Here is a 22,093-nt window from a genome sequence, read left to right as displayed (position 1 = left end):
GAACATTAACAAAGCGCCTGGGTCTTTTTAAAGGTCCGGGCGTTATTGTATTTCAACGTGCGGTTACGCTGTATCGACTGCCCAATGCTGGCGGGATCTAAGATTATGTCCAACAATTAGTTAACATATTGAAAAGGGCAATGAAGGGATGGCGAAGCGGGTTTTATATTCAACGATACTTACAGTCTTTGTGGGGCTGTTTTTTTCGTTCCTGGCCGCCATGTCTCTTTACCAGTCTGAACAGCAATCAATCGAGCATGAAATTCAGAAAGATGTCGAGAATGCGGCGCTCTCTCTCGGGCGCGAGTTAAACATCGGCATTGAGCTCATGTACGCCCTCCGAAATCAATTGCTGATGAATGAAGACATCAATGAAAATGCCTTCATCAATCTTTCCCAAGCCGTCATGGACAGACACCCCAATATCCACGCAATGGAGTGGGCGGAAGTGGTCAACGAAAATGACCGTGAACTCTATGAAGCAGAAGCGGCATTAGAATTCGCTTTGTTTGAGATTGTCGAGCTCAGTGAAGAGGGTAATCTGGTGTCTGCGGTAAGTCGCAGCCGCTACTTTCCTGTTCGTTATGTTCATCCTTACGAAAACAACCAAAATGTCATGGGTTTCGATCTTGCTTCCCGCCCGTTAATGAAAGATGCACTGGAAATGAGCTGGTATCGCGGTGTCCCCATCGCTACGCCAGCGATTCGCTTGAAGCGCGAGTTTGAAGATCACAGCGGATTTCTAATGCTGTTACCGGTGTTTTTTGGCGATCCGGAGACGGATGCCGACAGGGAGGAAGCACTGCGCGGCTTTTTAGTGGCACTGTTTGATGTCTCCGATATTTTTAATCTGGCCATTAACAACACAGTGAAAGAGTCGATCAACCTTGAGTTGGTGGACAAAGGGCTTTCTGAGCAAAGCGGTGTGATTTACAGCAACGTGGTTGATTTGGCCCAACCGCCCGTTGAAGCGCTGCGTTATGAGTCTGAACCTATCTTCTTTGCCGGAAGGGAATGGTTGTTGCGAGGCACGCCATCGGCGTCTTATGTTCATTCCCGGATGAGTATTGTTCCGCATCTGATTTTCTTTATCGGCGTACTGATTTTCTCTTTACTTGCTTATCTTCTCTACATGCTGCAATACCGTGCGATGACGATTCAAAGACGGGTCGACGAAAAAACGCGGGAACTTCGTGATGCGAACAAGAAACTGGAAAAGCTTTCTAAAAGTGATGGTCTGACGGGGTATTACAACCGGGATTACTTCAAATTGATTGTGGAAGCCGAAGTGCGACGAAGTCAGCGAGACAATCTGTTTATCAGTCTGATGATCATCGAAATCGATCAAATGTCTAAGTACAACACTAAACATGGCAGGGTAGCGGGAGATAAGGCTATCCGGCTGATTGGCGCTGCGATATCAGATACCCTCAAGCGCCCTGGTGATTTGCTGGCACGTTACAGCGGTGAAACCTTTGCGGTTCTTTTGCCCAACACAAAGGACGGTGCGCCAATGGCGGAAGCCTGTATTGAAGCGGTGCAGAAGCTGAGATTGCCTTTTGACAAAGAGGAAGGCCCGGCAACCATATCGATTTCTATCGGTGGTGTGACTGTTCAGGAAGCGAAGTCTCTCGATGCAGCGAAAGTGTTGGCTTACGGAGAGGTGGCGCTGGGTAAGGTTGTTGCCGAAGGCAGGGGAACATATAACTGGGTGTATGTGCCAGAAACAATTCAGCCTCCCGGAGGAGGCTGTTAGAAACACCTGACTTCAGGTGTCCTCATCACTTCGTGTGGGTTTAGTTTACCCAATCACGCAGTTGGAAAGTCAGAACGTGCTCGCCGTTCTCAAGAACCAGTGTCTGTTTGGTTAGTGTGACATCACTCCAATCGCTCAGCACATTGGTCATCACACCTTCCAGCTTCATCGCAGGCTCAGGACACGCCATCATGGTGCTAGCCATTTTGTCGATGCGGAATTTGCTGCCTTTCAGCTCACCTTGACCGAAGTAACGGTTACAGCCGCCATGGCCGTTTGCTGTGAATGACTCACCAATTTCTAAGCTTGGTGCTGCAAAACCTTCTGGCAGGCTCAGTGGTTGACCATCAACGCTTTCCAAAACCCAGTTGTGGTGCTGCATGTTTGCTTGAGACACTTCCATTGCGTCACCTTTGCCTGAAGTGCTGGTTGCACAGCCTGCCAGAATTGCAGGAGCGACCAGCATTGCGATTGCCATCTTTTTCATTATTAACTCCAGATTGATCTCTGAGTGTTTCTACATTTCGTCACGTAGAGACAGCGCCTGATTGGCTTGGTTCAATGATTATTATGAATCTTAGTCGCTTAGCAAGTCAGAAATCTGTCAATTTGGTATTAAATTGCGGAACTTGGACAGGGTTTGTTCGTTTTAAGAATTGTCTCAACGAACCGTTAACCAAAGTGTCGATATTTTATAAATATCATGAGGTTATGAGAGGGTGCTTTTTAGGGCATTACGAAAAAAGCCCCCGGGAGACGGGGGCAAAATAATCCATCGCGATTGTTATAGTAGTAATGAGAAGCTCTTGTACTGAACGGTTGGTTTTTAACCAAAATCTCCGTTCACATAACCACGGGTACGATCGTCACGTGGGTTGGCAAACAGGTTGGCAGTTTCATCATGTTCCACCAATTCGCCCATCAGGAAGAAGGCGGTGCGGTCTGAAATACGACGTGCTTGTTGCATAGAGTGCGTGACGATGACGATGGTGTAGTTCTTCTTGAGCTCTTCCATCAAATCTTCGATTTTCTTGGTGGCGATCGGGTCAAGTGCAGAAGTCGGTTCGTCCATCAGAATCACTTCTGGCTCCATGGCAATGGTACGGGCGATACACAGACGTTGCTGCTGGCCGCCAGACAGACCGAAAGCGTGAGATTTCAGGCGATCTTTTACTTCTTCCCAAAGCGCTGCACCACGCAGGCTTTTCTCTACCACTTCATCCAGCTTTTTCTTGTCAGTCACGCCTTGTGCACGCAGGCCATAAGCCACATTGTCGTAGATGCTCATTGGGAAAGGGTTTGGCTTTTGGAAGACCATGCCCACCTTGATACGAAGGTTGGCGATGTCGATGTTACCGTAAACGTTCTCTCGGTCCATCTCCAAGCGACCGTTGATTTTAACCCCTTCAATCAGGTCATTCATGCGGTTCAGGCAACGTAGCAGGGTAGATTTACCGCAGCCTGAAGGACCTATCAGGGCCGTTACTTTCTTGCTTGGGATCGGCAGGGTGATGTCTTTCAGTGCGTGGTTAGCGCCGTTGTTATAAAACAGGTTCAGGTTTTCAATATCGAATTTGTTTGCTGTGTTCATTGCAGTTGCAGTCATCATTGTGTTCTCTCCCGGGCTCAGTAAGTGGCTTTGCTAAATTTGCTGGCGATAATCTTGGTCAGCATGTTGATAAACAGCACGACAACAATCAGCACTGTCGCGGTGGCATATGCCTGGTTCCATTCGTGAATGGTGTAGAGCTCCTGGGTTAATTTGTAGAGGTGTACGGTCAGTGTACGGCCTGAATCCAACACGCTTTCTGGGATACGTGCGACCATGCCTGCTGTCAGAAATACCGGTGCAGATTCGCCAATGACGCGACCTACACTCAAAATGATGGAAGTCACGATGCCTGGCATGGCACTTGGCAAAATCAGTTTCCAGATGGTGTAGATTTTCGATGCACCCAGACCATACGAGCCTTCTCGATAGGTTTGAGGCACCGCCATTAGCGCTTCCTCAGTGGTACGGATAATCACTGGCAGGATGAGAATGCTCAGCGTCAGTGCACCAGAGAGGATAGAGAAACCAAGGCCAAGCACGGCGACAAAGAATGTCATACCGAACAAGCCGAAAATGATAGACGGGATACCCGCCAGTGATTCAGTACAAAATCGAATCACTTTCACCAGACGACTTCCTACTTTTGCGTATTCGGTCAGGTAGATTGCCGTCATGATGCCGATAGGCGCTGCGATAGAGATAGATGCGATCACCATGTAGATGGTTGAAACAATCATCGGCCAGATACCTGATTGCTCTCCAATACGGGTGTAATCGCTGGTTATGAATGACCAATCGACGTATTGCAGGCCATTACTCAGGATGTACCAGATAATCCAGAACAGGAAACCGACGGTCATTGCTGCTGCGGCCCAAACGGTAACCAGTGAAATTTTGTCTTTCATTTGACGGGTCAACATGGTCATTACCTCGCTTTTTCGCGGTTAAGGTAAAGCAGGGACGCGTTCAGGATCATGATGAAGACCAGAAGGACGATACCTGTTGCGTAGAGAGCGCTGGCGTGGACACCTGATGCGTATGACATTTCCAGTGCGATGTTGGCGGTCAGGGTACGTGCTGATTCGAGCAGACCGTTGGGCATAGCAGGTGCATTACCCATCACCATGATAATGGCCATGGTCTCACCCAAAGCGCGGGCGATACCAAGGATGACGCCTGTCATGATGCCTGAACGTGCAGCAGGCACCAGCAATTTGAAAGTGGTGAACATCGGCGAAGCACCAAGTGCCAGAGAGCCTTCTTTATAGGCCTTTGGTACTGCGCGCAGCGACGTTTCAGAGACAGCGATAACCGTTGGCAGAATCATGACGGCAAGAACGATGATACCTGCCAGAAGTGTGTTACCCGCTGGAACGTTGAAGATGTCCTGAATCATTGGAACGATAATCACCAGACCGAAGAAGCCGTATACCACAGAAGGGATACCTGCCAAAAGTTCAACGGCTGGACGGATGATGTTTGCCAGCCATTTTGGGGCAACTTCAGCGATAAATACGGCGGTTAAAACCGCGACTGGCACGCCCAGCGCTACAGCGCCTGCGGTTGATGCCAGCGATGCCACAATCATTGGCGCAATGCCGTAAAGGGCGGGTGGCAGCCATTCTGAACCCGTGACGATACCGGTAACACCGGCTTCCTGAATAGCAGGGAGGCCTTCACGGAAAATAAAGAAGCCGATAGTCGCGAGAGACAACACGCCCAGCGCGGCGGCTGTCAGGAATAGTGTGCGGAAGATGTCTTCACGCCAGTCTCGGCGTTTGCCTGTTCCCAGCTTACCAGCGGGGATTTGGATAGATTGTTCGGTTGCGATGGTCATAATTGCTGTCCTTTGTGTCACATGATGACAGTAGGGAAATGCTTAACTTCTTGAAAAAGCGGCCTGATGAAAACCATCAGGCCAAGGGGTATCATTTAACTGGCACGTAGCCTTGGTTTGAAACGATTTTCTGGCCTTCAGAAGAAACGACCCACTTCAGGAATTCATCTGCTGCTGGTGAAGGTTTGCCATCTTTGCTGAGAACCAGGAAAGGACGGGCTACTTTGTAATCGCCGGCTGCGACTGCTTCAGAAGTTGGCGCAACGCCGTTCACTTTGACGGCTTTCAGTGATTCATCGATCGAACCCAGAGAGATATAACCGATGGCGAATGGGTTGTTCGCGACGATGGTTTTGATCACGCCGTTACCGTTACCTACCTGAGCGCGCTGCGAGATAGCAGAAACACTAATGCCGTTAACTTTGCGTTTCAGACCCATGATGTCTTCGAATGCGCCACGGGTGCCTGATGCTGTGTCACGGGTAACAACCACGATTGGCTTGTTCTCGCCGCCAACCTGAGACCAGTTTTGCACTTCCCCGCGGTAGATTTTTGCGATGTCTTCGATAGTCAGATCGTCCAGCGTGTTTGCGTTGTTAACCACAACGGCGATACCGTCACGCGCAATCACGGTTTCTTTCAGTGATGATTCTTTTTCTGAATCTTTCAGCTCACGGGATGCCATGCCGAACATTGACGTTCCGTTCTTGGCGGCTTTTACGCCAGCAGAAGAGCCTGTTCCCTGTACTTCGATAAAGGTGTTGTTGTTCTGGGTTTGGTAAGTCTCAGCCAAAACCTCCATCACTTCTGTTACAGACGTTGAACCAGATACTGTGATGGTTTCTTGAGCGGTAGCAGTGTGAGCAACGAGTGCGCCAGCCATACAAAGTGCGGTGAATACTTTTGATTTCATTATAGATTTCCTTAATCGTTGCCTTTCTCGAAGGTCGTGTATGAGTCAACGATTGCAACTTTAGGTCTCTTTTATGACACTCATGTTTCAGCAAAATTAAGCATTAATGACGAGACAAGGGGTTAGATATGAGTCGTATGATTCAGTAGATAGGCATGTTTGGGGTGAATAGGTTTGGGGCTCTAGAGAAAGAAATATCGGTTAGTTTTGGCTGGCAACGCGGGAGTTGATAAGTAAGGCTTCGTTTAGCCAGGCATCGGTCTGAGCAAGGTTCATTGGGCGGCCGTACCAGTAGCCCTGTATTTTGTCGCAACCAATAGAGACGAGATATTGACCCAAGGCTTCGGTTTCCACACCCTCAGCAACCACGCGGCAATCCAGACTATGGGCAAGGTAAATGGTTGATCTGACGATGGCTTCATGGTTGCTACTGTAAAGAAGATCGGTCACAAAACTGCGGTCAATTTTGATTTCGTCTATCGGCATATTGCTCAGGATCGACAGTGATGAAAAGCCAGTTCCGAAATCATCAATACTCAGTGATACACCCAACTTCTTAATTTTCTCCAGTACAGCCCGCGCTTTGGCCGGATTCTGCATCATACTGGTTTCCGTGATTTCCAGCGTCAGTTGGGCAGGGTTGATGGCATAACGGCTGAGTAGCTTGGACAGGTAAGGTTCGAGTGAGTCATCTTCAATGTCTTTTGCCGAAAGGTTGACCTGAACCTGCGGCGTTATAGATTGCTGTCGCCATACGGCGAGCTGGGCGACTGTGCTTTCCAGTACCCAATGGGTAATTTTTTGTATGGCATTGGTTTGTTCAGCAAGCGGGATAAAGTCATCCGGTCTGACACTGTAACCGTCAGCCAAAGGCCAGCGTATTAAGGCTTCAAAGGTGGTGCTGCTCGGATTGTGTACGTTCATAACGGGTTGGAAATTGAGCTCAAAATCCATGGTTTCAAGCGCGTTGTGAAGCATGGCGGCCAATTCCGTTTTATCGTAGAAGTGGCTGGATGCCGCAGGCTCGTAAATAGCGTAGGGCGCCTGAATCCGTTTGGCGTTGTACATGGCCACTTCCGCTCGTTTGAGGATTTCTTCGGCGTTACTGCCATGTTCTGGGAAAAGTGCCACGCCAACCGTATTGGTGAGATTCACATCGTGGTCATTAATCGTTAGTGGGTGGTCCAGATAGCTCTGAATGCCCTCAATGTACTGAGCAATATTGATGTTTTCAGGATCATTCAAAATCATGGTGAAGCGGTTGCCGCTGGAGCGCGCGAGAAAAATGTCTTCATCCACAAACTCTTTCAGTCGAGCCGAAAACTGTGCGAGCAACACATCCCCTTTTTGATGGCTGAATACTTCGTTGATATTGTTGAAGTTATTGATATCAATCGTGATCAATGCGAAGTGTTGCTGGGAAATGTTGTAGTCGACAATCTGTGTGGAAATGCTGCTCAGCAGAAACTTCCGGTTGGGTAGTCCTGTCAGGTTGTCATGAGACTCGTTGTGGCGTTGTTGAAATTCCGCATAGGCAATGCGTTCCATGCTGCTTGATATCACACTGAAAATCATGACGCAGAATATCCCTCCGCCGAAAAAGACCATCGAGACGATAAATTCAATTGTCGACGCATCCGCTTTCGTGGAGAGGTAGGCTGCAAAGGTCGCATACCCCAGCACAAAGCCGAGCATGACCGGAATAAAACTAAACGTAGCTGGGCGGCGGTCTCGACGATACAGAATGATCGAGGATTTCAGCGCCGATATGAGGGCGAGCATTCCAAGTATGACAAGCACTATTGAGACGGTCGTAATCATCGTCCTATCACTTCGCCCGCGGTGAAATACTAAGGTCAACAGACCCTTGAAAGGGAGTTAGGGCTGCCTCAATATGCCAAGGCAGCATAAACTGTTATAAATGTAGTAGAGATTTGTCGATATTGAGAAAAGTGTCAGCAAATCAAGGTGGTGGTGTTAATTATTGCAGACAGTACAGGTTGGATACTTGGGCAAATTGAAGTTGCGCCATTCGCTGCTCATGGCGTCATACAGCATTACCTTGCCTGTTGGGGCAGATGCAAACCCTGATAACAGTTTTATCGCTTCCAGTGCCTGGCAAGCACCGATAATGCCTACCACAGGGCTCAAAATCCCCGCTTCAACGCAACTTAAAGCTTGCTCACCGAACAGGGCGCTGAGGCACTGATAACAGGGTTCTTGCTCACCGTAAGTGAACACGGCAACTTGTCCTTCAAGACGAATAGCAGCACCACTGACTAATGGCTTTTTTACTTCAAAACAAAGGCGGTTCAACTGGTTGCGCGTTTCGACATTGTCAGAGCAATCCAGTACCAAATGATGTTGTGCAATCAATTGTCGAAGCGAGTCGTCATCTAATCGCTTGGCGATGGTATTAATCACAACATGCGGGTTAAGTTGACGAAGGCTGGATGCCGCTGACTCAACTTTGAGCTCGCCGATAGTGCTGTCACTGTGGAGGACTTGGCGTTGCAGGTTAGACAGTTCAACGACGTCGTCATCTATCAGGGTCAGTTTCCCGACCCCTGCAGCTGCAAGATATTGAGTTGCAGCACAGCCAAGGCCGCCTGCACCCAATACCAGAATACTGCCTTCCTTAAGCGCTTCCTGACCGTCAAAATCAAACTGACGCAGAATGATCTGACGGTTATATCTGAGTTCTTCTTCAGGAGAGAGAATATCCACGCTTTCCTCAGTTCAACACAGTATTAAAAGGTTCAATGGTGACAGTTTCGCCCACTTCGACATGACCACGGTTTTGTTCAAGCACCGCGAAGCAGTTCGCCAGAGATAGAGAACTGAATGCACCTGAACCTTGGTTGCCCGTTGTTGAAACCAATAAATCGCCATTTTCATCCGTGCGATAAATTGCACGTTGATAATCTGCACGGCCTAGTGCTTTCTTGAAGCGGGTTTCGGCTTTGGCTTTTAGCGTAATTGAAGGTTGCCACTGCGTGTGACCGGATAGCTTCGCCAGCAGTGGCTGAACTAACACATGCAGTGTCACAAGCACTGAAACAGGGTTGCCCGGAAGGCCACAGAAGAGGGCGCCTTTCACTTTACCAAATGCAAAAGGTTTCCCAGGTTTAATGGCGATTTTCCAGAATCCGACTTCGCCTTCCTGATCCAGAATGTCTTTGGTGTAATCGGCTTCACCCACGCTGACGCCACCAGAAGTCACGATTACATCGGCTTCAGTTGCTGCTTTGAGGAAAGCCTCGCGAAGTTGGTCGGGACAATCAGGAATCACGCCGAGGTCAATGGCTTCACAATGCATCTTCTCGAGCATGGCGCGAATGGTATAGCGGTTGCTGTCGTAGATTTCACCTTTGCCCAGTGTTTCACCCACCTGACGTAATTCATCACCTGTCGAGAAAAAGGCGACTTTTGGGCGACGTATGACGGTAACTTCGGCAATGCCCAGTGTCGCCAGCATTGGCACTTCGCGTGGTGTTAGTAGCGTGCCTTTTGGAATAACAACGTCACCCGCTTTTACATCATCGCCGATCGGGCGGATGTTTTGTTGTGGCTGGGCTGATGCGGTGAAAGTGATCTGGTCGCCTTCAACTGTCGTTTGTTCTTGCATGATAACGGCGTCCGCACCTTCTGGTACTTCTGCACCAGTCATAATGCGGATACAACTGCCTGTTGGCCATTCGCCTTCAAATGGCACACCGGCAAATGATTTCCCAGCCAGTCTTAACGTGTTAGACGCGGCCAAATCGCTGGTGCGAAGGGCGTAACCATCCATTGCTGAGTTAGCGAAAGGTGGCACGTTTAGCGGTGAGCGGATATCTTCCGCAGTGATGCGGTTTTGCGCATTAACAAGAGAAACCATTTCTGTTTCAGTGAGTGGCGTTGTGTTCTCAAGAAGGGTAGAAATAGCCTCAGAAACGGGCATCAATCCCGGCGTGTCGCAGCAACCCATATAAAGACTCTCATTCGTTTTTTGAATACTGTAGCCGATTGCGTTAGTCAGGTCATGTGACGTGACTTTCATGCTTAGCCTATGATCTCTATACAGAGCGGACACAATCGGTGCAACGAGATTGATGACAGAGCGTTAAGAACGAACCAAGCATCTTTGTAATGATGAGGTATTCTGCTCAACTCGTAGAAGAAAGAAGGTATTATCGCAAACTTTGTAGCCGGAAACTAATGCCCACACGCATTTCGAGGTGTAATTTTCCTACTATTAACGTTATGCTTCAAAATTCTGACAGCACATTGATCCTTGTCCTCAAAAGGCGAGTAATAAATAAAACTATAACATTGGAACGATCCGAGGAATGACTATGACAGCATTGAGCGATTCTGCAAAACGAGTCCGTGAGGCGCTGATAGCACGTGGCATTGAGACGCCGATGCAGGCTGGGTCGCCGATGACCGCCCAAGAGAAGAAAGAGAAAATCGAATACCACATGCGCGAAATCCTGACGGCGATGGATCTCGATTTGGAAGATGATAGCCTGACTGAAACACCAATGCGCATTGCGAAAATGTATGTTGATGAAGTCTTTTCTGGCCTGGATTACGCTAACTTCCCAAAAATCACAGTTATTGATAACAAAATGGGCTGTGATGAAATGGTAAGAGTGAAAAACATTACGTTGACCAGCACCTGCGAGCACCACTTGGTGACCATCGATGGGCAGTGTACTGTGGCTTATCTGCCAAAGAACAAAATTATTGGTTTGTCTAAGATTAACCGTATCGTAAGGTTCTTCTCTCAACGTCCGCAGGTTCAGGAGCGCTTAACGCGCCAAATCCTCGTGGCCCTACAAACGCTACTGGAAACCGATAATGTGGCAGTTCATATGAATGCGACACATTACTGCGTGAAAGCACGTGGTGTGATGGATGCGACGAGTGAAACGACAACCACTGCATTGGGTGGTATCTTCAAATCCAACTCAGCGACGCGTGCAGAATTTCTGCATGGCATTTAACACTGAATGACGAACACAAAAAAAGCGCCGGAAAGGCGCTTTTTTCTTGGCTGCAATTTCGAATTACTTCAAAACAGCGGCAATAGCTTTACACAGTGGACCCATGTTTGAACGTGTCATGCCGGCAACGCTGATTCGGCCAGAACCAACAATGTAAACACCGAACTCTTCTTTCAGTTGGTTTACCTGCTCTTTGGTCAGGCCAGAGAAAGAGAACATGCCGTTTTGACGCTCGATAAAGCTGAAGTCACGGTCAACGCCTTCTTCTTTCAACGTTGCTACGAACAGCTCGCGCATCGCCTGAATGCGAACACGCATGTCAGCCACTTCTTGCTCCCACTCTGCGCGCAGTGCCGCATCGTTCAGGATAACAGTCACAACCGCAGCACCGTGTGCTGGTGGGTTAGAGTAGATAACACGCGCAATGCTCTTCACTTGGCTAAATGCAGTTGCAGCTTGCTCGGCAGATTGACCGACCAGTGTGAACGCACCAACACGCTCATTGTAAAGACCGAAGTTTTTCGAGAATGAACTTGCGACCAGAAGCTCTGAACAGCTTTCAGTGAAAATACGCAGACCTGCGGCATCTTCTTCAACGCCTTTCGCAAAACCTTGGTATGCGAAGTCAAACAGTGGCAGAAGACCTTTCTCTTTTACCAGTGCTGCGAGTTGTTGCCATTGGCCTGCATCTGGGTCGATACCGGTTGGGTTGTGGCAGCAACCGTGCAGAAGGACAACATCACCAGCGCTTGCAGTTTGGAGATCTGCCAGCATGGCATCGAAGTCCATGTCTTTAGTTTCTGCGTTGTAGTAGCTGTATTGCGCGACTTCCAGACCTGCTGCGGCGAATACGCCATTGTGGTTTGCCCAAGTTGGGTTGCTCACCCAAACTTTCACGTCGCCAAGTTGGCGTTTAATGAATTCTGCCGCCAGACGAAGTGCACCTGTACCACCAGGAGCTTGTGCAGTTTGAGCACGTTTGTCTGCAATTACTGGAGCGTCAGCGCCGAACAGCAGTTTTTGAACTGCCAGACCGTATTCAGGGGTACCTGGAATCGCAAGATAAGATTTGGTGGTTTCGTTTTCCAGCAGAACAGCTTCTGCTTTCTTAACGGTTGCCAGAACAGGGGTATTTCCAGCTTCGTTCTTGTAGATACCTACACCCAGATTGATTTTCTCAGCGCGGGTGTCGGCCTTGAACTCTTCAGTGAGGCCTAGAATAGGGTCGGCGGGGGCTGCGGCAATTTTTTCAAACATCTTCGTTCATCCATGGCGTTGTTATAAATCACTCCGGTTTTTATATCATTTGCAGGTTCGTAATAAAACGGAAATTTGAGGATTTTTAATCCATACCAACTGGTTGGAGGTTTGACGCTTCCTAAACCTTCATTTCCATAACTTTGGTCATAGGACTACTTGCCAAATATGGGGCTTTCAGGCGAATCGTATATTCTTTGCAGCGTTGATTGGCTGGGGGATTCCACTCGGTGAGAAAAAGACAAGCTTCACGTTGTCTTGGAGAAAATTTACCGACAAAAAAGGCCGCTTTCGCGACCTTTTTATCATCCAAATAGGATTAGAAGTTTGCGCTACGTGGCGTACGTGGGAATGGGATAACGTCACGAACGTTGCCCATACCCGTTACGTAAGAAACCAGACGTTCGAAGCCCAGACCGAAACCAGCGTGTGGCACGGTGCCGTAACGGCGCAGATCGCGATACCAGTTCATGTGCTCTGGGTCGATGTTCATCGCGCGCATACGCTCGTCAAGCACATCCAGACGTTCTTCACGCTGTGCACCACCGATGATTTCACCGATGCCAGGTGCCAGAACGTCCATCGCAGCTACAGTTTTACCGTCGTCGTTCAAACGCATGTAGAAAGCTTTGATGTCTTTCGGGTAGTTTTTAACGATAACTGGCGCGTTGAAGTGTTCTTCAGCCAGGAAGCGCTCGTGCTCAGAAGCCAGATCGATACCCCACTCAACAGGGAATTCGAACTTCTTGCCAGATTTGATCAAGATGTCGATAGCATCGGTGTAATCCACCTGAGCGAAGTCAGAATCAACAAACTTCTCCAGACGGGTGATCGCTTCTTTGTCGATACGCTGAGCAAAGAACTCCATATCGTCACGGCGCTCTTCAAGCACGGCTTTGAACACAAACTTCAGCATGTCTTCTGCAAGCTTCGCGACATCGTCCAGCTCTGCAAACGCGACTTCTGGCTCAACCATCCAGAATTCCGCCAGGTGGCGGCTGGTGTTTGAGTTTTCAGCACGGAAAGTAGGACCGAAGGTGTAAACCTTGCTGATCGCACAAGCGTAAGCTTCTGCGTTCAACTGACCTGATACGGTCAGGAAGGTTTCTTTACCGAAGAAATCTTCGTTGTAATCAACGTCGCCTTTGTCAGTGCGAGGCAGGTTTTCCATGTCCAGCGTAGAAACGCGGAACATTTCACCAGCACCTTCAGCGTCAGACGCAGTGATTAGTGGAGCAGATACCCAGAAGTAACCTTGCTCGTGGTAGAAGCGGTGAATCGCTTGTGCCAGACAGTTACGTACACGTGCTACCGCGCCAATGACGTTGGTGCGTGGGCGCAGGTGAGCTACTTCACGCAGGTACTCAATCGAGTGGCGGGTTTTCGCCATTGGGTACGTGTCTGCATCTTCAACCCAACCAACCACTTTAACGTGAGTTGCTTGCAGTTCGTATGCCTGACCTTGCCCCGGGCTTTCTACCACTTTACCGGTAACTTCTACAGAGCAGCCTGTGGTAAGACGCAATACTTCTTCCTGGTAATTATTCAGCTCATTAGGAACAACCGCCTGGATAGGGTCAAAACAAGAGCCGTCATAAATGGCAAGGAAAGAAATACCGGCTTTTGAATCACGACGTGTGCGGATCCAACCGCGAACAGTGACTTCTGTGTCTACTGCCGCTTTGCCGTGCAGGACGTCTGCTACAGGCACATAGTTCATAATTTGCATCTAACTCCGTTGAAGAATATCCGACGATTCAGAGTCGTCGGACTAGGATAATTCGCACTAGGACTGGCAAGTTTACCCGCATACCTGAGCTACCTCAAGATGCAGTAATAGCGAGGCTTCATGGTGCGATGAGATCGAAGAAAAAACCAGCAAATTTCGATAACTAGAAAGAAAAAGGAGGCGGGCAGCCTCCTAGAAGTGATGTATTAGTACCCAACTTAAGCCAATTTGAACTGATCTATCAGTTGCTCGAGTTGATCGGCGAGGTTTTTCAGCTTCGCGCTGATGGCCTGTGTTTGGTTGGCGTTGGTTGACGTGTCTTCCGCATGGGACTGAATGGTCACCACCTGTTCACGAAGGTTATCGGCCATTTCAGCCTGGTGCACCGTATCCTGACTGATCTCTTTGGCGTTCGCATTCACAATCAGGATTTCCTCGGCGATCTGAGCCAATGAGTTAGACAGTTGCATGACGGTATCAGAGCGCTGAGCCGTGTTTTCGCACGTGGTCTCGATGGCTGAAGCTGAACGCTCGGCATCGGCTGTCAGTTGCTCGATGATGCTCTGAATATCGCCTGTCGCATCATGGGTGCGACTGGCAAGGCTTCTTACTTCGTCAGCGACAACAGCAAATCCGCGACCTTGCTCGCCAGCTCGGGCTGCTTCGATCGCAGCGTTAAGGGCTAGAAGGTTGGTTTGTTCTGCAATTCCGCGAATGACTTCCAGAATGCTGTTCACTTCCTTGCTTTGCTGGTTCACAGCAAGGATTTGATGACGAACCTGATCGACTTCCTGAACCAACTGCTGGATCTGCTCCGCTGCAACATTCGCGACGTTGCGACCTTGTTGTGCGCTCTCGGCCAGGTTTTGGCTCAGTTCTGCTGCCTCCGTGGTTTTCTCTTCCACGATATGCTGATGATGTTGAACTTCATCAATAGACGAAGACATCTCTTGCGTTTCCCTGCGTTGATTCTCAACCAGATGATTGGTTTCACTGGAGACATTAGTCAGCACTGTGGCTTCCTCAAGCAACGTCGTGGCAGTGCCTTTCACGCGGTTCAGACTGCTAGAAAAGCTGTCGAGTAAGGTATCGCAACTGGCTGCCAATTGGCCGATTTCATCGTCCCGATGCATGGCCAAACGTTGGCTGAGGTTTTTTTCTTCGCTGCAACGATGCATGAAATGGGAGATTCGCTTCAAAGGCGAAACCAAACTGACGCGAACAAAGCCGAAGGTCAGTGCAAAACCGCCTAGGGTAATGGCTCCCATGATGCCCGCCGTGACCCACATATCCCCGTTGATACTTTCATAGAGTTCGGACAGGTTATATTCCAGCCTCACGACCCCAAGAACGGTGTCCTCTGGAACGATGTGGCACTGCATACAATTGGTGCCGCGATAGTTTGCGCTGGCTTTCATTGGCAGAGCGACCACAATACCGGGACCATAATCACGGGTAACACGCTCTACAATGGTTTCTCCCGCTACCGCACGTTGGTCTATGTTATCGAGAATTGCTTGATTGGGATTTCCGGGGCCGAAGATGCTTGTAATGCCATCGGCACGGATAACGCGGGCATCTTCAATACCATTCTGTTCCAGTACTTTATTTCTCAGTGCTTCCTTTTGATGGATGGTGCCGGTCAGCATCATCATGTTCAGGCTATCGAAATAATTGCTGGCTTTATCTAAGGTTTGCTCTCCGACAATATTAGTAACAAATGTTTTCTGGTGATTAGTTTGGTAGATCAGGGAAACAGCTAATACGACAGAAAATATACCGAGCAAGACGAAGAGTATTTTTACTGCTATTGGTAGGCGCATTGTTAACGATGACTTCCATGTAGTTATTATTATCAATAGTTTAGCTGCAACAATGTGAATAAGTATTAACCATGATGTTAATGTGTGATTGTTGCAACACAAAAATTTATGGGTCGTCTCGCACGCTTGGAAATTGTTATTGCAGCCGAATCAGTTTGAGCTCAACGCAATTATTGAGTAGCATCGCCGCGCAATGTAAAAACACTCGATCACAGGAACGCTAAAAATGCATACCGAACTGTTTAAAGAATTCATGTTTGAAGCGGCACACCGACTGCCGAATGTCCCAGAAGGACATAAGTGCGGTCGTCTGCATGGCCACTCTTTCCTGGTTCGAATTTATGTGGCCGGTGAAGTGGATCCGCATACTGGCTGGGTGATTGATTTTTCTGAGATCAAACAAGCATTCAAACCTATCTATGATCGTCTGGACCATTACTACCTGAATGATATTGAAGGTCTGGAAAACCCAACCAGTGAAGTGCTGGCGAAGTGGATTTGGGATCAGCTAAAACCAGAATTGCCAATCCTTAGTAAGGTTATGATTAAAGAAACCTGTACAGCGGGCTGTATTTACACTGGCGAGTAAGCAGTTTGCTTTAACCGCGGAATAAAAAAAGGGCCGAATTGGCCCTTTTTTCGTGCCTTGAAAAATAAGCAGTCTGCCTGCCTTTTTCAGAGAGTAATATCAGGCAATTTCCAGATACTTGTGTGTTTGAATCGAAAGACGCCAGTTTTTCTTGATGCAGGTTTCAATACATAGCTTAGTTGCGCGTTCTTTTTGGCTGATCGGTTGAAGTGCAACTTCTTTGTTTGATAAATCAACGTCTTTCAGTAGTTCTTCGAGCTTTTCAATATCACTTTCTGTACCCACTGGGTGCTTTATCTCATTGGCACGCGCTAAGGCTTCTCCCAAAACTGGCAGTTTTCCTCGCATGTTGATCTTAGGGGAAACAGTGACCCAAGTATTGGAGGTGGCTTTTACTGCATAGGTGCCGCTGGTTTCGATCTGACAGTGATAACCATTTGATTCTAATAGTGAAGTCAAAGGTAGCAGATCAAACATACATGGCTCGCCGCCAGTAATCACCACATGTTTGGCGTGATAACTGCTTTGCAGGTGAGTCAGAATCTCTTCTGCAGTGACTTTCGTCCACAATGGGCTATCGCCATTTTTCGCGATAATGGTTCCAAAATCACGTTCATCGGCTGGCAGAGTGTCCCATGTCTGGCGCGTATCACACCAAGGGCAGCCTACCGGACAGCCTTGAAGACGAACAAAGACAGAAGGTACGCCGGTGAAGGTGCCTTCGCCCTGAATGGTTTCGAATATTTCGTTGACGTTGTACATACCGCTAAAACAGTCACTGGTTCAAAGAAGGGGGCAGATTATGTCAGTTTCGGGGGCAACTGTCTTGACCCGAAATAAACAGATACATCTCTTACCGTTTGAAATGGCGCTAACTTATTGATTTTAGGAATCTGAGCTTTTTATCTATGCGGTAAATTAATTAGCTCGTGACGAGCTTCACGACATTATCTCATGACGCTTCACAATTACTTCGCAAAGTAAAAAAATTCATTATTCAAGAATTTTACAGGGAGTATGGGATGATCCTCGCCCAGCCAGGACATATAGATCACATCAAGCGTAACAACGCTGGAGCAGTATATAAGTTGATCGATCAGCTAGGGCCAATCTCCCGAATTGAACTCTCTAAGCGCAGCCAGTTAGCGCCTGCCAGTATTACCAAAATCACCCGTGAGCTAATTGAAGCCCATTTGGTCAAAGAGACCGAGTACGGTGAGCCAGTTAGCCGAGGACGTCCTGCTATCGGATTGGTGTTAAACAATGAAGGCTGGCAATTCCTTTCTATCCGTCTTGGACGTGGCTACCTGACATTGGCACTCCACGAGTTGGGTGGTGACATTTTGGTGGAAGAACGCCACGACATTCTGGTGCTTGAACAAGACTTACTGCTCGAACTGATTCAGCAGCATATCAACCAGTTCTTCTCCACCCACTCTGAGGTGGTTGACCGTGTCACTGCCATTGCCGTGTCCCTGCCCGGTTTGGTGAACAGTACGCAAGGTATTGTGATTCAAATGCCGCACTATGATGTGCACAACATGCCTTTGGGTCCTGCCATTCACCGTGCGACAGGCTTGCCTGTTTTTATCGGTAATGACACTCGTTCATGGGCTTTGGCGGAAAAGTTGTTCGGGAATGCGCGTGATGTTGAAAACTCAGTACTGATTTCGATCCACCACGGTGTCGGCGCTGGCATCATGATTGACGGCAAAGTGCTTGAAGGCCAAGTGGGTAACATTGGCGAACTAGGCCATATTCAGATTAAGCCTTTCGGCAAACGCTGCTATTGCGGAAACAGTGGTTGTCTGGAAACGGTGGCCAGTTTACAAGCAGTGCTCGAAGATGCGCAGGTACTGCTGGATCAAGGTCATGAAAGCGTGTTGCAGGACAAACCGCTGACGATTGATTCTCTCTGTGCTGCGGCAGTAGCGGGTGACGGTGTTGCGGTAAAAGTGATCACTGAGCTCGGTCACAATCTAGGTCAGGCAATTGCCATCGTGGTGAACTTGTTCAACCCAGAGCGAATTTTGATTGGCGGTGAATTCAACCAGGCAAAATCTGTGTTGTACCCAGCCATTATGGAACGCATTCAAAACCAAACGCTTCCACATTACTTTGAGAACTTGGTGCTGGAAGAAAGCCATTTCTATACTCAGGCAACCATGCCAGGTGCTGCACTGGTGAAACGCGCCATGTATGACGGCTATTTGCTGATGAAGGTGCTGGAAGGGTAAAGATCGACAGCCCCTAAGAGTGACAATGAAGGAAGGAGCCATTGGCTCCTTTTGTTGTTTATACCAATCACAGTAAGTAGGTGATCAGAAATAGCGCAGGAAAAATGCTCGAGAACAAGGCGAAAAATTTCGATAAGTAGTTATTCTACAATCAAATTTTTCAACGCAGTTATCGAGCATTTTAACAAGCTAGGATGAGCAGATATTTACTACGATTGGTATTATAGCGGGTACCAGACAACACCATTGTCGAGCGAGCGTTTCGTCAGCGCCAGCGCAACACAGATAGCAATAAGTGCCAGCATACTCCAGTCTTTCAGAGCCAGCGGGCGCTCGTTATACCAAGTGCGTGATTTATTTCGTCCGAAGCCTCGAAGTGTCATGGCATTAGAGATTTCGTCTGCACGATCCAGGCTGGAAAAAATCAGTGGGATCAGAATCTTTGCCACACCACGAAAACGTGTCATCAGCGGTGCGTTCTTTGAGAAATCCACACCGCGAGCTTGCTGTGCATGCATGATATTGACGAAATCATTCTTCACTTCTGGCAGATAACGAAGCGTGAGGCTGACCGCATAAGCAATCTTGTAGGGTACACCAATGCGATTCAGGCTAGAGGCAAACTCCGTTGGGTGAGTGGTAAACACAAACACCAGTGCGATAGGGAACATGCTGAAGTATTTCAACGTGACCGTGAGTAGGTAAAACAGGGTTTCCTGAGTAAGCGAATAGTTACCCGGTAACGCAATGATCTCAGTTGCCGTGTTTGTCCATTCTGAACCTTGTTGGGGCGCAACCAGAAACATGAACACGGCATTCATGCCGAGTACGCTCAATGTACCCAGCAAAAGTGGTTTATAAACCTGAAAAGCCACGCCCGTCATCTTCAGCAAGGCTAGGCCGAGCAGCACCATTGCAACAATAATACGCAGGTCGAAGGTCGTGAGAACCACAGTGACCCAAGCCATAAACAGGGCAAATTTGGTGATGCCATTTAGCGCATGAAGCGGGGATTGGGTATCAATGTAGTTGATACCAAACTTCATTTTCGATGCTTTCATTTGGCGTTGTTCTCTGTCTCAATAAACTGCTTCATAAAACCGTTGATGTCAGTGATACCTGCCCGCTCTGCCAGTTCGTATAGGCTGGTGGTGGTCAGGTTAGCTGCATCTAAAAGTGTTGGCTGGCTGAAGACGTCAGTCATCGGCGCATCAGCGATCAATTTACTGTCAGCAATCACGATAGAACGGGTGGTGTTTTCAAGCACCAGATGAAGGTCATGAGAAATAATCATCACGGTCACACCACGTTCTTTATTCAATCGTTTGATGAAAGAAAGCATCGCGGTGTAATTTCGATAATCCTGACCAGCAGTTGGCTCGTCCAGAATCAGCAGTTCCGGTTCCATCACCAGAATTGAAGCGATGGTGACACGTTTTTTCTGACCATAGCTCAGTGCATCGACTGGCCAATGGCGATATTTACTCAGACCACAGAATTCAAGCACTTCAAGACAGCGTCGTTCGAGCTCTTTGTCATCCAAACCTTGGTTTTTCAGGCCGAATGCCACTTCATCCATGATCATATGGTGGGAGATCATGTGATTAGGGTTTTGCATCACCACACCGACTTTCTTGCTTCGCTCAAAAATCGACAGCTGATTGAAATCCTGACCGTCGAAGCTGATGCTACCTGCATCTGGTTCCAACACGCCCATGATCAGTTTGGTTATGGTGGACTTACCCGAACCGTTTTTACCGAGAATGGATACCAATTCGCCGCGGTTAACAGTGAAGGAAACGTCTTCAAGAGCATTTTTCTCACCGTCATAGGAGTAGGTGAGACCTTCCACGGTTAGCAAAGGTTGCTGATTTTCTGTGCGAGCAGAAGAGCTGTTCACTGTTGCCCAATGTTGGAGCGACTCTTTGAACTTCTCGACGGGTAGCGCAGACAGATAGGCAGGAGAATCTGATTCCGCCAGCTCACAACCCGCATGTTTGAGCGCAGAGAAATACAATGGTTGGCGAATTCCGTGTGTTTCCAGCAGACCGGACATCATCAGCGCATTTGGTGTGGTGTCTGCCACTATGGTGCCGTTATCCATCAGAATGACGCGGTCAACATGCTTGGTCAGCACATCTTCCAGACGATGCTCAATGATGATGATGGTTTTGCCGGTATCACTGTGCAGCTGATCAATGATTTCAATGGTGCGTTTGCCCGTCTTCGGATCAAGTGCGGCAAGGGGCTCATCGAACAACAGCACATCGACATCGTCGACCAGCACGCCAGCCAGAGAGACACGTTGCTTCTGGCCGCCTGACAAATCATGAGGTGCGTGGTTGAGCAGGGCTTCCAGTTCAACCATCTTGGCAGTGGCTTTCACAACCGGATACATGTCAGCAACTGGAACCTGTTGGTTTTCCAGAGCAAAAGCGATGTCTTCACCTACGGTTAGGCCAACAAACTGGCTGTCGGTATCCTGTAAAACGGTGCCGACTTGTTCTGTGTACTGAACCAGTGACATTGAACTGGCGTTTTGGCCGCCGATGAAAAGCTCACCTAACACATCGCCTTCTACGGAATGAGGAATCAAACCGTTGATGCACTGACCCAGCGTGGATTTACCGCTGCCACTTGGCCCGATGATCAGGACTTTTTCACCTTTCTCAATGCGAAGGTTGATGCCTTTGAGCGTTTGGTTCACCAAAGCATCGTAACGGAAGCTGAAGTTTTTAAATTCTATGGTCATGGAAATGGTCAGGCCTCAGTCAGATTACGACACTGGCTGTTGCGCTTGGCGACAGATTGCAGGATGAAGTAGCCGACCACTGACACGAGCAAAGCGTTACCTGCGGCAATGATGCAAAGCTGGATAAACACCTTGGTGAAAGGTTCTGCATACAAAATAGTATCAAGGAAGGCTGAGCAGCCGTAGCCAATCACATTGCCGAGCAATGCTAAAAGCGCAAACAATAAGACATCTGGCAGTTTGAAATGGCCGTACTTGAGGCGTTTTTTGGTTAACAGTGGGAATAACCCGATGATCATGCCCACAATGCCTGAGCCTAATACCCAGGTCAGCCATACGCCCCATCCTGCGAAAAGGTCAGTCACCCAGTGGCCGATGAAACCAACGAAAAAGCCAACGCCTGGGCCAAACAGCACAGCGAAAAGTGCCAAAATCGCCATGGCAGGTTTCAAAGTGGTGTTGGCAAAAACCGGAATACCAAACATGGGCAAGCCACCGATGCCGTAAAGAGCGGCACCAATGGCAATAATAACGACTGTTTTTGCAGAGAGATTCATAGATAACCTTTCACGCCCGGCTGATCGAAGGCGAGCCAGGACGCTTCGTGATGCAAATTCTTTAAGTGGCTCGCAAAAAATGAGGCGGGATTATAGGGAT

At 48.4% G+C, this 22,093-nt stretch carries 19 protein-coding genes; 4 read left to right on the top strand and 15 right to left on the bottom strand.

Annotation, left to right across the window (positions count from 1 at the left end):
• The first annotated feature begins 190 nt into the window (after positions 1 to 190).
• Positions 191 to 1,756: a CHASE domain-containing protein gene (locus RN22_RS14885; protein ID WP_231590905.1), complete on the top strand. Its 1,566-nt coding sequence runs from the start codon at positions 191 to 193 to the stop codon at positions 1,754 to 1,756.
• Between the two features lie 40 nt (positions 1,757 to 1,796).
• Here the strand turns inward: RN22_RS14885 and RN22_RS14880 are convergent, their stop codons facing one another.
• The 8 genes from RN22_RS14880 to moeA form a co-directional block, all read right to left on the bottom strand.
• Positions 1,797 to 2,243 (bottom strand): META domain-containing protein, encoded by a 447-nt coding sequence (locus RN22_RS14880; protein ID WP_002535015.1) that lies wholly within the window; start codon positions 2,241 to 2,243, stop codon positions 1,797 to 1,799.
• Between the two features lie 339 nt (positions 2,244 to 2,582).
• Positions 2,583 to 3,347 (bottom strand): phosphate ABC transporter ATP-binding protein PstB, encoded by a 765-nt coding sequence (gene pstB, locus RN22_RS14875; protein WP_231590907.1) that lies wholly within the window; start codon positions 3,345 to 3,347, stop codon positions 2,583 to 2,585.
• Positions 3,348 to 3,382: 35 nt separating this feature from the next.
• Positions 3,383 to 4,228, bottom strand: a complete 846-nt coding sequence (gene pstA, locus RN22_RS14870) for a phosphate ABC transporter permease PstA (protein ID WP_046305535.1) — start codon at positions 4,226 to 4,228, stop codon at positions 3,383 to 3,385.
• A 5-nt stretch (positions 4,229 to 4,233) separates the two neighbouring features.
• Positions 4,234 to 5,145: a phosphate ABC transporter permease subunit PstC gene (pstC, locus tag RN22_RS14865; protein WP_046305514.1), complete on the bottom strand. Its 912-nt coding sequence runs from the start codon at positions 5,143 to 5,145 to the stop codon at positions 4,234 to 4,236.
• A 91-nt stretch (positions 5,146 to 5,236) separates the two neighbouring features.
• A complete protein-coding gene (locus tag RN22_RS14860; RefSeq protein ID WP_046305513.1) occupies positions 5,237 to 6,058 on the bottom strand; it encodes a phosphate ABC transporter substrate-binding protein in 822 nt (273 codons plus the stop codon).
• Between the two features lie 201 nt (positions 6,059 to 6,259).
• Positions 6,260 to 7,879 (bottom strand): bifunctional diguanylate cyclase/phosphodiesterase, encoded by a 1,620-nt coding sequence (locus tag RN22_RS14855; protein WP_046305512.1) that lies wholly within the window; start codon positions 7,877 to 7,879, stop codon positions 6,260 to 6,262.
• Between the two features lie 156 nt (positions 7,880 to 8,035).
• Complete coding sequence (moeB, locus tag RN22_RS14850; RefSeq protein ID WP_046305511.1) at positions 8,036 to 8,785, bottom strand: molybdopterin-synthase adenylyltransferase MoeB; 750 nt, start codon at positions 8,783 to 8,785, stop codon at positions 8,036 to 8,038.
• Positions 8,786 to 8,792: 7 nt separating this feature from the next.
• Positions 8,793 to 10,028 carry a molybdopterin molybdotransferase MoeA gene (moeA, locus tag RN22_RS14845; RefSeq protein WP_046305534.1) on the bottom strand — a complete coding sequence of 412 codons (1,236 nt, stop codon included), beginning with the start codon at positions 10,026 to 10,028 and terminating at the stop codon, positions 8,793 to 8,795.
• Between the two features lie 367 nt (positions 10,029 to 10,395).
• On the opposite strand from moeA, the gene folE reads away from it, so the two are divergent.
• Positions 10,396 to 11,049 (top strand): GTP cyclohydrolase I FolE, encoded by a 654-nt coding sequence (gene folE, locus RN22_RS14840; RefSeq protein WP_002535026.1) that lies wholly within the window; start codon positions 10,396 to 10,398, stop codon positions 11,047 to 11,049.
• A gap of 63 nt (positions 11,050 to 11,112) precedes the next feature.
• On the opposite strand, the gene RN22_RS14835 is transcribed toward folE, so the two are convergent.
• The 3 genes from RN22_RS14835 to RN22_RS14825 all read right to left on the bottom strand — a co-directional run bounded on the left by RN22_RS14835 (position 11,113) and on the right by RN22_RS14825 (position 15,858).
• Positions 11,113 to 12,306: an amino acid aminotransferase gene (locus RN22_RS14835; protein WP_046305510.1), complete on the bottom strand. Its 1,194-nt coding sequence runs from the start codon at positions 12,304 to 12,306 to the stop codon at positions 11,113 to 11,115.
• Positions 12,307 to 12,625: 319 nt separating this feature from the next.
• Positions 12,626 to 14,026, bottom strand: coding sequence for an asparagine--tRNA ligase (gene asnS, locus RN22_RS14830; RefSeq protein WP_046305533.1), 1,401 nt, complete (start codon positions 14,024 to 14,026; stop codon positions 12,626 to 12,628).
• Between the two features lie 227 nt (positions 14,027 to 14,253).
• Positions 14,254 to 15,858, bottom strand: a complete 1,605-nt coding sequence (locus RN22_RS14825; RefSeq protein ID WP_046305509.1) for a methyl-accepting chemotaxis protein — start codon at positions 15,856 to 15,858, stop codon at positions 14,254 to 14,256.
• A 226-nt stretch (positions 15,859 to 16,084) separates the two neighbouring features.
• Here RN22_RS14825 and queD point away from each other — a divergent pair, with 226 nt between their 5' ends.
• Positions 16,085 to 16,447 (top strand): 6-carboxytetrahydropterin synthase QueD, encoded by a 363-nt coding sequence (queD, locus tag RN22_RS14820; protein WP_002535034.1) that lies wholly within the window; start codon positions 16,085 to 16,087, stop codon positions 16,445 to 16,447.
• A 99-nt stretch (positions 16,448 to 16,546) separates the two neighbouring features.
• Here queD and queE read toward each other — a convergent pair whose 3' ends face one another.
• Positions 16,547 to 17,209 carry a 7-carboxy-7-deazaguanine synthase QueE gene (queE, locus tag RN22_RS14815; RefSeq protein WP_046305508.1) on the bottom strand — a complete coding sequence of 221 codons (663 nt, stop codon included), beginning with the start codon at positions 17,207 to 17,209 and terminating at the stop codon, positions 16,547 to 16,549.
• A gap of 260 nt (positions 17,210 to 17,469) precedes the next feature.
• Between queE and RN22_RS14810 the strand changes: the two genes are divergently transcribed.
• Positions 17,470 to 18,684 carry an ROK family transcriptional regulator gene (locus RN22_RS14810; protein WP_002535038.1) on the top strand — a complete coding sequence of 405 codons (1,215 nt, stop codon included), beginning with the start codon at positions 17,470 to 17,472 and terminating at the stop codon, positions 18,682 to 18,684.
• A 221-nt stretch (positions 18,685 to 18,905) separates the two neighbouring features.
• On the opposite strand, the gene RN22_RS14805 is transcribed toward RN22_RS14810, so the two are convergent.
• Genes RN22_RS14805 through RN22_RS14795 form a run of 3 tightly spaced genes read right to left on the bottom strand, consistent with a single transcriptional unit; the run spans position 18,906 to position 21,993 of the window.
• Entirely contained in the window at positions 18,906 to 19,745 is an 840-nt protein-coding gene (locus tag RN22_RS14805) for an energy-coupling factor transporter transmembrane protein EcfT (protein WP_002535039.1), read from the bottom strand.
• On the bottom strand, positions 19,742 to 21,436 hold the full coding sequence (locus RN22_RS14800; protein WP_046305507.1) for an ABC transporter ATP-binding protein: 1,695 nt from the start codon (positions 21,434 to 21,436) through the stop codon (positions 19,742 to 19,744). Before RN22_RS14800 ends, RN22_RS14805 begins: the two co-directional genes overlap by 4 nt.
• An 8-nt stretch (positions 21,437 to 21,444) precedes the next feature.
• A complete protein-coding gene (locus tag RN22_RS14795) occupies positions 21,445 to 21,993 on the bottom strand; it encodes an ECF-type riboflavin transporter substrate-binding protein (protein WP_046305506.1) in 549 nt (182 codons plus the stop codon).
• Positions 21,994 to 22,093: the final 100 nt, after the last annotated feature.

Origin of the sequence: Grimontia sp. AD028, assembly GCF_000973155.1 — a bacterium.
Classification (GTDB): Bacteria; Pseudomonadota; Gammaproteobacteria; order Enterobacterales; family Vibrionaceae; genus Enterovibrio; species Enterovibrio indicus.
Note: the sequence above shows the minus strand (reverse complement) of the source record. Positions and strands in the feature narration are given on the sequence as shown.